This is a genomic window from Terribacillus sp. AE2B 122 (assembly GCF_902497585.1).
Lineage (GTDB): Bacteria > Bacillota > Bacilli > Bacillales > Amphibacillaceae > Terribacillus > Terribacillus saccharophilus_A.
Map to the genome: position 1 here is coordinate 377,497 of NZ_LR700942.1, position 9,726 is coordinate 387,222.

9 protein-coding genes are annotated in these 9,726 nt (G+C 42.2%); all 9 read left to right on the forward strand.

The features are described 5' to 3' along the window. The first annotated feature begins 171 nt into the window (after window positions 1-171). The 9 genes from AE2B122_RS01950 (at window position 172) to phoU (ending at window position 9,662) form a co-directional block, all read left to right on the forward strand. Complete coding sequence (locus AE2B122_RS01950; RefSeq protein WP_095218106.1) at window positions 172-783, forward strand: superoxide dismutase; 612 nt, start codon at window positions 172-174, stop codon at window positions 781-783. Window positions 784-885: 102 nt separating this feature from the next. After that, window positions 886-2,148: an MFS transporter gene (locus tag AE2B122_RS01955; protein ID WP_175072948.1), complete on the forward strand. Its 1,263-nt coding sequence runs from the start codon at window positions 886-888 to the stop codon at window positions 2,146-2,148. A 69-nt stretch (window positions 2,149-2,217) separates the two neighbouring features. Beyond that, window positions 2,218-4,284 (forward strand): penicillin-binding protein 2, encoded by a 2,067-nt coding sequence (locus tag AE2B122_RS01960; RefSeq protein WP_095218104.1) that lies wholly within the window; start codon window positions 2,218-2,220, stop codon window positions 4,282-4,284. Window positions 4,285-4,459: 175 nt separating this feature from the next. After that, a complete protein-coding gene (locus tag AE2B122_RS01965; protein ID WP_095218103.1) occupies window positions 4,460-5,386 on the forward strand; it encodes a phosphate ABC transporter substrate-binding protein PstS family protein in 927 nt (308 codons plus the stop codon). Between the two features lie 137 nt (window positions 5,387-5,523). Next, window positions 5,524-6,453, forward strand: coding sequence for a phosphate ABC transporter permease subunit PstC (gene pstC, locus AE2B122_RS01970; RefSeq protein WP_038561344.1), 930 nt, complete (start codon window positions 5,524-5,526; stop codon window positions 6,451-6,453). Further along, a complete protein-coding gene (gene pstA / locus AE2B122_RS01975) occupies window positions 6,453-7,340 on the forward strand; it encodes a phosphate ABC transporter permease PstA (RefSeq protein WP_038561341.1) in 888 nt (295 codons plus the stop codon). Before pstC ends, pstA begins: the two co-directional genes overlap by 1 nt. A gap of 68 nt (window positions 7,341-7,408) precedes the next feature. Then, entirely contained in the window at window positions 7,409-8,194 is a 786-nt protein-coding gene (pstB, locus tag AE2B122_RS01980) for a phosphate ABC transporter ATP-binding protein PstB (protein WP_254593416.1), read from the forward strand. A gap of 14 nt (window positions 8,195-8,208) precedes the next feature. Next, window positions 8,209-8,982: a phosphate ABC transporter ATP-binding protein PstB gene (gene pstB, locus AE2B122_RS01985; RefSeq protein WP_038561333.1), complete on the forward strand. Its 774-nt coding sequence runs from the start codon at window positions 8,209-8,211 to the stop codon at window positions 8,980-8,982. A 20-nt stretch (window positions 8,983-9,002) separates the two neighbouring features. Further along, window positions 9,003-9,662, forward strand: coding sequence for a phosphate signaling complex protein PhoU (phoU, locus tag AE2B122_RS01990; protein ID WP_095268709.1), 660 nt, complete (start codon window positions 9,003-9,005; stop codon window positions 9,660-9,662). Window positions 9,663-9,726 lie beyond the last annotated feature (64 nt).

The window sequence follows — 9,726 nt, forward strand, 5'->3', positions numbered from 1 at the left end:
CTAAGGCAGCTGTTCGAATGAATAGCTGTTTTTTTGTGTGTTAAATACAAAAGGCTGGGAAGAATATACAATGCTCTTGAAGCAAAATGCTTGCCGTTTCAGACAAGCTTTGGTACGCTTTACGAAAAGGTAACCACCTTTGAATTACATATCATTTAAGGAGGAATAATCATGGCTAAATTTGAACTACCAGAATTGCCTTACGCATACGACGCACTTGAGCCTCATATCGATAAGGAAACAATGAACATCCACCACACAAAACATCACAACACATATGTGACTAAGTTAAACGACGCAATCGCAGGGAAAGCTGACTTAGAAAGCAAATCCTTGGAAGAGCTTGTTGCAGGTGTTAACGAACTTCCTTCCGACGTACAGACAGCTGTACGCAACAATGGCGGCGGTCATTACAACCACAGCCTATTCTGGAAGCTTCTTTCTCCTAATGGCGGCGGAGAGCCGACTGGCGAAGTAGCTAGTGCCATTGCAAACAAATTCGGTACACTAGATAAATTCAAAGAAGAATTCGCAGCTGCAGCAGCTGGCCGTTTCGGTTCTGGCTGGGCTTGGCTTATCGTAGAAAACGGTGAAGTTGAAATCGTATCTACGCCAAACCAAGACAACCCTGTTATGGAGGGCAAGACACCAATTCTTGGCCTTGATGTATGGGAGCATGCTTACTACTTGAAATACCAAAACAAACGTCCTGATTACATCAGTGCTTTCTGGAACGTTGTAAACTGGGATGAAGTAGAGCGTCTTTACAGAGAAGCAAAATAAGACGGTAATTCGAAAAGACATCAGCTTTTAGCTGGTGTCTTTTTTTGTGCATATCTCTTTTCTGTTGACGGATACTAAGTAGCAGTAAAAGGAGATGGCATTATGAAGCCGAACTTATTTACCGCGGATTCTGCCAGGAAAGAGCTGCATGTGCTGCTAATTATCGGGGCCCTTTACTCTCTCGGTATATTTCTGTCGAATACGTTTGTCAATATTTACTTATGGAAACAGACCAATGATCTGATTAATATTGCGATGTACAACTTAGCGATTTATGTTGCTCAAACAATTCTCTTTACATTGTCTGGGAGTTGGGCGAAACGAATCGATCGAGTCATCATACTCCGTATAGGTGTATTCTTCCTGAGTGTATTTTTTCTTCTCGTTTTATTTACTGGGGAAAAAGCCGCTTCTTATAACCTGCTTCTTGGCGCGGTGCTTGGAATAGGCTACGGGATGTACTGGCTGGCTTATTCTGTACTTACTTTTGAGGTGACAGAACCAGAAACAAGAGACTTTTTTAATGGCGTATCTGGCCTTTTGCAATCATTAACAGGTATGATTGGTCCATTTGTCGCCGGATATATCATTACCAGAATGAACAATTCTCATGGCTATACACTGATTTTCGCTGTATCTTTCTTTTTGTTCCTTTTAGCTGTTTTATGTACAGCGGGTATAAAAAGAAGAGGGGCAGAAGGTAAATTCGGACTAAGGAAGGTATGGAAGGAAGTTAAACGCGATTCGGCTTGGCGTAATACGGTATTGGCACATGTGTTCCAAGGTGTGAGAGAAGGTATCTATACATTCATCATATCTGTATGGGTTTTTATCGTTACGAATAGTGAGCTTTCGCTTGGTACGTTTAATCTCGTCTATTCCGCTTTTTCGTTTATCTTCTATTATATTGCGACCCGTTACATTAAAAGCCGTCAGAGAAAGATGGCTATCTTCCTAAGTGGTGTTGCACTTTCACTTAGTGTCGTGCTTTTGCTAGTTGAGCTAAATTTTACTACGTTGTTAATTTATGCTGGTATCATCGGTGTTTTCTATCCGATTCTATACGTGCCTTATTTGTCTCTTACCTATGATGTAATCGGGAAGGCGAGGGATGCTGCAAAACTGCGAGTAGAATATATTGTCCTTAGTGATGTGGCTACGAACATAGGCAGGATTATTTCCGTTGTACTATTGCTTATCGGGGTGGGGATCTGGGCGGATGCTTCTATTCCCTATCTAATGTTTATTCTTGGAACAGGACCATTTTTCATCTACTTTTTTACGAGGCATATCAAGAGCTTCGCGCCAGCTGCATCAGTTAAGAAGCTTCCGAAAAATGAAATTGCAGGAGACGACAATCGCTGACAGTCTATAGTAGAAGCGTACCGTGGATGATGATATAATGAGACCAGTATGTAAGAATGGGGGAACATTATGTCTAAAAAAAGGAAGAAGAAGCGTGCACTGCTTCCTTTCCGTCTCAATGTTTTGTTTGCGATTGTTTTCCTGCTGTTTTCTGCCTTGGTTCTGCAGCTTGGAGTCGTGCAGATTATCAATGGGGAGGAGCACCAGGCAGTACTGGAAGAGACGACAAATGATATCGCTGAAATTTCTGTTCCACGCGGAATGATTTATGATAGCGAAGGAAATGTGATTGTCGGGAATGAGCCAGTCTATTCCATCACATATACTCCGCCAAAAAACGGAGATTCTTCTGAAAAACGTTTGGAGATTGCTACAAAGCTTGCCGACATCATCAAGATGGAAGATAAGGCAATTGACAAGATAACCGAGCGTGAGTACAAAGAGTATTGGTACGTATTGAACTCAGACGAAGCGAACGGCAGGATCACTGCTTCAGAAAAAGAGACCCTTGATGATTCAGAAGTATACGATCTAACTTTAGAGCGGATTACAGAAGATGATTATAAGGAACTTGAAAGTGATGATCATGCCAAACAAATTATCGCTATCAAACGTGAAATCGATAGCGCCACTGAGCTTGTGCCGCATGTAATCAAGAATAAAAATGTCTCCGAGAAGGAATATGCGACGATTGCTGAAAATATGGGCGAATTGTCCGGCATCAACGTTGCAACTGACTGGGAACGTTATTATCCATTTGATGGTTCTCTCAGCGGCATCCTTGGCGGAATCAAGACAGGTATCCCAGAAGGGGAAGAGGATTATTATAAGTCCCGTAACTACCAGCTGAATGACCGGATTGGTACGAGTGGACTTGAAAAGCAATATGAAAGTCTCCTGAAAGGTGACAAAAAACGCGTACGCTACGTAACGGATAACAGCAACAGCATTGTGTCCCAGGATGTCATCTCTGAAGGACAGCGCGGCCAGGATCTTCAATTGTCCATCAATATGGACTTCCAGAAAGAACTGGACAAAATCGTACGTGATGAACTGAAGAGTGCCATCAACAAGCACCCAGGTGCAAACCGTTACCTAGAAGATGCAATGGCAGTAATGCTTAACCCGAATACTGGTGAAATTTACGCAGCCAGTGGACAGCATTACGACCGGGAAGATAATAAATATGAATCTGCTGATATGAATACTGTCTTCAGCGCAAATGCGGTCGGTTCCACCGTTAAGGGAGCGACATTGCTTGCTGGATATCAGGAAGGCGTTGTGAAGATGAATCAGCAATTCTTTGATACACCAATGAAAATTAAAGATACCCCTGAGAAATCTTCCTATAAAAATATGGGCTGGATAAACGATTTACAGGCTTTGCAAATGTCATCCAACGTATACATGTTTAATGTTGCTTTGCGTATAGGTGGCGAATATGATCAAAAGAATGGAGAAAGTGTCTCGTTTGATCAAGATGCATTTCGAAAATTACGTAATTACTACAATCAAGTTGGTTTAGGTGTTGAGACAGGAATAGATTTACCTTCAGAGTCTGTGGGTTATGTAGGAACTACTGGTCAAGCGGGTAACCTGCTTGACTTCTCGATCGGGCAGTTCGACACATACACTACGATGCAGTTGGCTCAATATGTTTCGACCATTGCCAATGGAGGATATCGAATTAAACCTCATTTTGTAAGTGAGATCCATGAACCGTCAAATGAGAAGGATAAACTCGGTCCGCTCGCGGAAACAAAGTCTCCTGAAGTATTAAATAAGATTACTGCTACGGATGATCAGATTAATCGAGTCAAACAAGGTTTCGAAATGGTGTTCCAGACGCAAAAAGGTACTGCTTACAGCCATCTGAGTGCAAAAGCAAAAACATATAATATTGCAGGTAAGACAGGAACTGCTCAAACTAGCATAAATGGTACTGACCTGGAGAACTGGACTCTGATTGGATACGCCGATGACGAAAATCCTGATATCGCATTCGCTGTTATGGTACCGAACTTAGGTATCATCAGCGGCGGAACGCAATATCCTATCACGTACAACATCATGAACCGTGCGCTTGAATATTATTACGAGCATACAGCTCCTGACGACGAAGACAAAAACGAATAATAGTTATACCCATAGAATCACTCCAATAAACGGGGTGGTTCTTTTTTTTTCGGCAAATTAATACTTGGATTTACACAACCTTTACATTCCGTTTATTTTTCCTTAATGAAGACAAGTTAATATTGTACTTGTAAGGCAAATGAACTAATCGAATCACGTAGGGGGAAAATTAAACATGAAGAAGATGAAACTATCTGTATTGCTAGCAATGTTCGCACTAGTTATCGGTGTACTTGCAGCATGTGGCGGTAACGCTGGCGGCAATGAATCTGAAGGAGACACAAGCGGGGACAGCAACGGTGGCGGAGGAGAAGCTTCTGAAACTTCCATTGTTGTAGCAGGTTCTAGTGCAATGCAGCCTCTAGTAGCAGCAGCAGCTGAACAGTACAAAGGTGAAAACGCTGATGCAGACATTCAGGTTCAAGCAGGTGGTTCAGGAGCTGGACTAAGCCAAGTTCAGGAAGGTACGATCGACATCGGTAACTCTGACGTATTTGCTGAAGAGAAAGAAGGCATCGATGCAGGAGCAATTGTTGATCATCAAGTAGCAGTTGTTGGTATGACTGCAGCTATCAACCCTAAAGCTGATGTAGATGATCTTACAAAACAACAATTGATCGATATCTTCACAGGTAAAGTGACAAACTGGTCTGACGTTGGCGGAGCAGACATGGATATCACACTTGTTAACCGTCCTGATTCTTCAGGTACACGTGATACTTTCGTAAAATACGCACTTGATGGCGAAACACCTGCAGAAGGTGTTACGGAGGATTCCTCCAACACTGTTAAGCAAATCGTTGCTGATACAGACGGAGCGATCGGTTACTTGGCACTATCTTACTTCGATGACGATACAATCGTAAAATCTAAAATCGATGGTGTTGAAGCTACTAACGAAACAATCGGATCTGGTGACTTCCCAATCTGGGCATATCAGCACTCTTACACAAACGGAGAGCCTGAAGGCCTAGCGAAAGAATTCCTAGATTATATGCTAAGCGACGAAGTTCAAACTACAATCGTACCTGAACAAGGCTACGTTCCAATGACTGACATGCAGGTTGAACGCGACGCAGAAGGCAATCTTACTGAAAAATAATACTAAAAACATAAGGTAGATGCAGTGTAATACTGCATTTACCTTACTGTGGTTATATAAATTAGCTATATCACAGACAGCGGGAGACCATTTTTTAGGGTGTTCCTTTCCGTTGTTTTCATGAGGAGTTGTACAAGTTGGCAAAAGCATCAGTATCTCCATCAGCTGAAGAACGGCTGATTCTGACGAAGAAAAACAGACGATGGGATGAAGTGCGTGGACGTTCCCTCGTTACTATATGTGCAGTAATTATGATTGCAGCGACAATTGCTGTTACTGTTTTCCTTGCCCAAAAAGGTCTGCAGTCATTTACTGTTAATAATATTAATCCAATTGCATATCTAACTAGCGCGAACTGGAATCCAACAGGCGGCGAGAATGCATCATTTGGTATATTTCCATTTATTTTCGGCTCGTTAGCTGTTACTTTCCTATCTGCATTAATTGCAGCACCACTTGGTATTGGTGCAGCGATATTCATGTCTGAAATCGCACCAAAATTCGGTAAAAAAGTACTGCAGCCGGTTATCGAACTATTGGTAGGTATACCTTCTGTTGTGTATGGTTTCATCGGGCTTGTTGTCCTAGTGCCATTATTACGAGATCATTTTCCTGGTATCGGTTTTAGTTTGTTTGCAGGAGTTATCGTCCTGACTGTTATGATTCTCCCTACGGTTACTACTATAGCAACAGATGCCATGCGGTCATTGCCAAACAGCTTGCGACAAGGTTCACTTGCACTAGGTGCGACACGCTGGCAGACAATTCGTAAGGTATTAATTCCAGCAGCATTGCCTTCCTTACTCACAGCTATTGTATTAGGAATGGCACGTGCGTTCGGAGAAGCACTAGCTGTACAAATGGTTATCGGTAACACACGAGATATCCCTGGCAGCATTTTTGACACAGCTGGAACTTTGACAACAATTGTTACACTGAACATCGGACATACGACATATGGCAGTATTGAGAACAACACACTTTGGTCGATGGGTCTCATCTTGCTCATCATTTCGTTCCTATTCATCTTTGTTGTCCGTTACTTGTCCGGTAGGAGGAAAATCTAATGAACAGCAGAATTACAGATCGTATCGCAACAGGTGTATTTTACACAATCGCAGCAATCATGGTCGCATTGTTGCTTTATCTATTCTACTTCATCTTATCTAATGGGTTGCCGCAGGTAACGTGGGATTTCTTAACGTCTCCTTCCAGTTCTTATCAAGCTGGCGGCGGTATTCGTGACCAGCTGTTCAACTCCTTGTATATCCTGTTTATCACGATGATCATCACAGTGCCACTAGGAGTATGTGGCGGGATTTATATGGCAGAATATGCAAAACCGGGCAAAATCACAAACTTTATTCGTACATGTATCGAGATGCTGGCTTCGCTGCCTTCTATCGTCGTAGGTTTGTTTGGTCTTTTGATCTTTGTTAACATCACTGGTTGGGGTTACACAATCATAGGTGGTGCTTTGGCACTTACTATCTTCAATATTCCAGTAATGGTGCGAGTAACAGAGGATGCAATTCGAAGCGTACCAAAAGAACAGAAAGAAGCGAGCTTGGCTTTAGGTATTACAAGATGGCATACAATTAAGACAGTTATACTTCCATATGCCTTCCCAGGTATTCTTACAGGAGCAATTCTAGCTTCCGGTCGTGTTTTTGGGGAAGCAGCAGCACTGCTTTATACAGCAGGCCTTTCGACACCGACACTTGATTATGGAAACTGGAATCCATTCGCAGAGAATTCTCCGCTGAACATTTTCCGACCAGCTGAAACACTTGCTGTTCATATCTGGTCTGTTAATACACAGGGTCTTATTCCAGATGTACGTGAAGTAGCCAATGGTGCATCAGCGGTTCTAGTCATTGCTGTACTTGTGTTCAATCTCCTCGCTAGATGGTTGGGCAGTGTCATTCATAAGAAGCTAACAGCAGGTAAATGATGAAGAGAGGAGTTCGTGACATGAACTATACAGCAGATAAACCAACGGAAACGAAAACAGAAGATGAAATGGCTGCATCCAATACAAGCGCTTCTAAGAAAGAAGTTGTACTTGATGTAAAGGATCTCAGCATTTTCTATGGTAATAATGAAGCAGTGAAACGGGCGAATATGGGTATCGAGAAGAACGCGGTAACAGCACTGATCGGCCCTTCCGGCTGCGGAAAATCTACATTCATCCGTTCCATCAATCGTATGAATGACTTGATCCCATCCAGCCGAGCAGAAGGTGAGATCATTTATGACGGAATTAATATACTTCGTAATGACATCAATGTTGTAGCATTGCGTTCAGAGATTGGCATGGTGTTCCAAAAACCGAACCCATTTCCTAAATCCATCTACAACAACATTACACATGCATTGAAATACAACGGTCAGAAAAATAAGAAGGTCCTTGACGAAATTGTTGAAGAAAGTTTACGCAAAGCTGCTCTTTGGGATGAAGTGAAGGACCGTCTGCATCAATCAGCTTTATCATTATCCGGTGGTCAGCAGCAGCGTCTATGTATTGCTCGTACGTTGGCAATGGAACCGCAGATCCTTCTATTGGATGAACCTGCATCAGCGCTGGATCCAGTATCCAATTCCAAAATTGAGGAACTTATCCTGCAGCTGAAAGAAGATTATAGCATCGTCATCGTCACGCATAATATGTCGCAGGCATCTCGTGTGTCTGATAAGACAGCCTTCTTCTTGAATGGAGATGTGGTGGAATACGATGATACGAAGAAAATCTTCACTAATCCTTCTGAGACGAAAACAGAAGAATATATTTCCGGTAGATTCGGGTAGGAGGCACGACAGCTATGCAAGTGGCAGCAGCGAAAGAAACAATTTTCCAAGTAAATGATTTGAACCTATGGTATGACGACTTCCACGCATTGAAGGATGTTAGCTTGGAAGCCTTGAATAATGAGATTTATGCTATTATCGGCCCATCTGGCTGTGGTAAATCCACATTCATCAAAACGCTTAACCTGATGATAAATATGGAGCCAGGTGTTAAAATGACTGGTGAAATTAATTATAAGAACAAAAACTTGCTTGATTCCAGAGTTGACTTGGTGGACTTGCGTCGTAAAGTGGGGATGATCTTCCAAAAAGGTAACCCTTTCCCGCAGTCAATTTACGATAATATCGTGTATGGACCAAAAATTCATGGTATTAAGAAGAAAAGCGAATTGGATGAAATCGTGGAAACGACTTTGAAGGATGTTGCACTTTGGGATGAGGTAAAGGATCGTCTGAAGTCTTCTGCGATGGGTCTTTCCGGTGGTCAGCAGCAGCGTTTGTGTATTGCGCGTGCGCTTGCGACAAAACCAGATGTCGTCTTAATGGATGAACCAACATCCGCATTGGATCCAATTTCCACATTGAAAATCGAAGAGCTTATGTCTGAGCTTAAGAAGAAATATTGTATCGTCATCGTGACACACAATATGCAGCAGGCTTCCCGTATTTCAGATAAAACAGCATTTTTCCTGCATGGCCGTGTTGTAGAGTCAGCGGAAACAGGTAAGATATTCTCTAACCCGGAAGATAAGCGGACAGAAGATTATATTAGCGGGCGTTTTGGTTAATTACGTATTGGAGGAGAACTATGGTAGCGAGAGAGCAGTTTTCAGCAGATTTGGAATCAATTCAGAAGTCAATTATTTCATTTGCGTATGAAGTAGACACAGCTTTAAAGCAAGCTATCGACGCATTATATGAGCGGGATAGTGATCTTGCTTATAAAGTAATTGAGAATGATGAGTTACTGAATGAACGTGATCAGGAAATCAATGAGGCGACTATTCAATTAATTGCAATGCAGCAGCCTGTAGCAACTGATTTGCGTCGCTTAGTCGCTTTCCTTCGTGTATCCTCCGACTTGGAGCGAATGGGCGACCATGCAAAAAATATCGCGAAAAGCGTAAATCGATTGAATGTTCTAAGTCCGTATGACATTCCGCCGGCTATCCGTGATATGCAGGAAGTTGTCAGCAAAATGATTCATAGTGCTGTTCAAGCCTTTGAAGAGGAAGATATTACGAAAGCAAAAAAGCTGGCTGATTTGGATAATGTAGTAGATAGTATGTACGGAGAGTTGTTCCGTGACATGCTTGATGAGCGCAAGGCACAGTCAGGAAAGCATCAACAGACAATGCAGCTCGTCTTTGTTGGACGTTTTGTTGAGCGTGTAGGAGACCATATTACGAATATCGGAGAAAGTATCCTTTACCTTGTAAAAGGGACTGCAGTTGATCTAAATAAATAAGAAGAGGCTGGGACAAAAGTGTTTTAGCCATATAAAAAACCGAACTATATTGTAAATCTTCATA

Coding starts and splice junctions, on each gene's coding strand:
- AE2B122_RS01950 (WP_095218106.1), top strand. CDS start 172: ATGGCTAAATTTGAACTACCAGAATTGCCTTACGCATACGACGCACTT.
- AE2B122_RS01955 (WP_175072948.1), top strand. CDS start 886: ATGAAGCCGAACTTATTTACCGCGGATTCTGCCAGGAAAGAGCTGCAT.
- AE2B122_RS01960 (WP_095218104.1), top strand. CDS start 2,218: ATGTCTAAAAAAAGGAAGAAGAAGCGTGCACTGCTTCCTTTCCGTCTC.
- AE2B122_RS01965 (WP_095218103.1), top strand. CDS start 4,460: ATGAAGAAGATGAAACTATCTGTATTGCTAGCAATGTTCGCACTAGTT.
- pstA (WP_038561341.1), top strand. CDS start 6,453: ATGAACAGCAGAATTACAGATCGTATCGCAACAGGTGTATTTTACACA.
- pstB (WP_254593416.1), top strand. CDS start 7,409: ATGGCTGCATCCAATACAAGCGCTTCTAAGAAAGAAGTTGTACTTGAT.
- pstB (WP_038561333.1), top strand. CDS start 8,209: ATGCAAGTGGCAGCAGCGAAAGAAACAATTTTCCAAGTAAATGATTTG.
- phoU (WP_095268709.1), top strand. CDS start 9,003: ATGGTAGCGAGAGAGCAGTTTTCAGCAGATTTGGAATCAATTCAGAAG.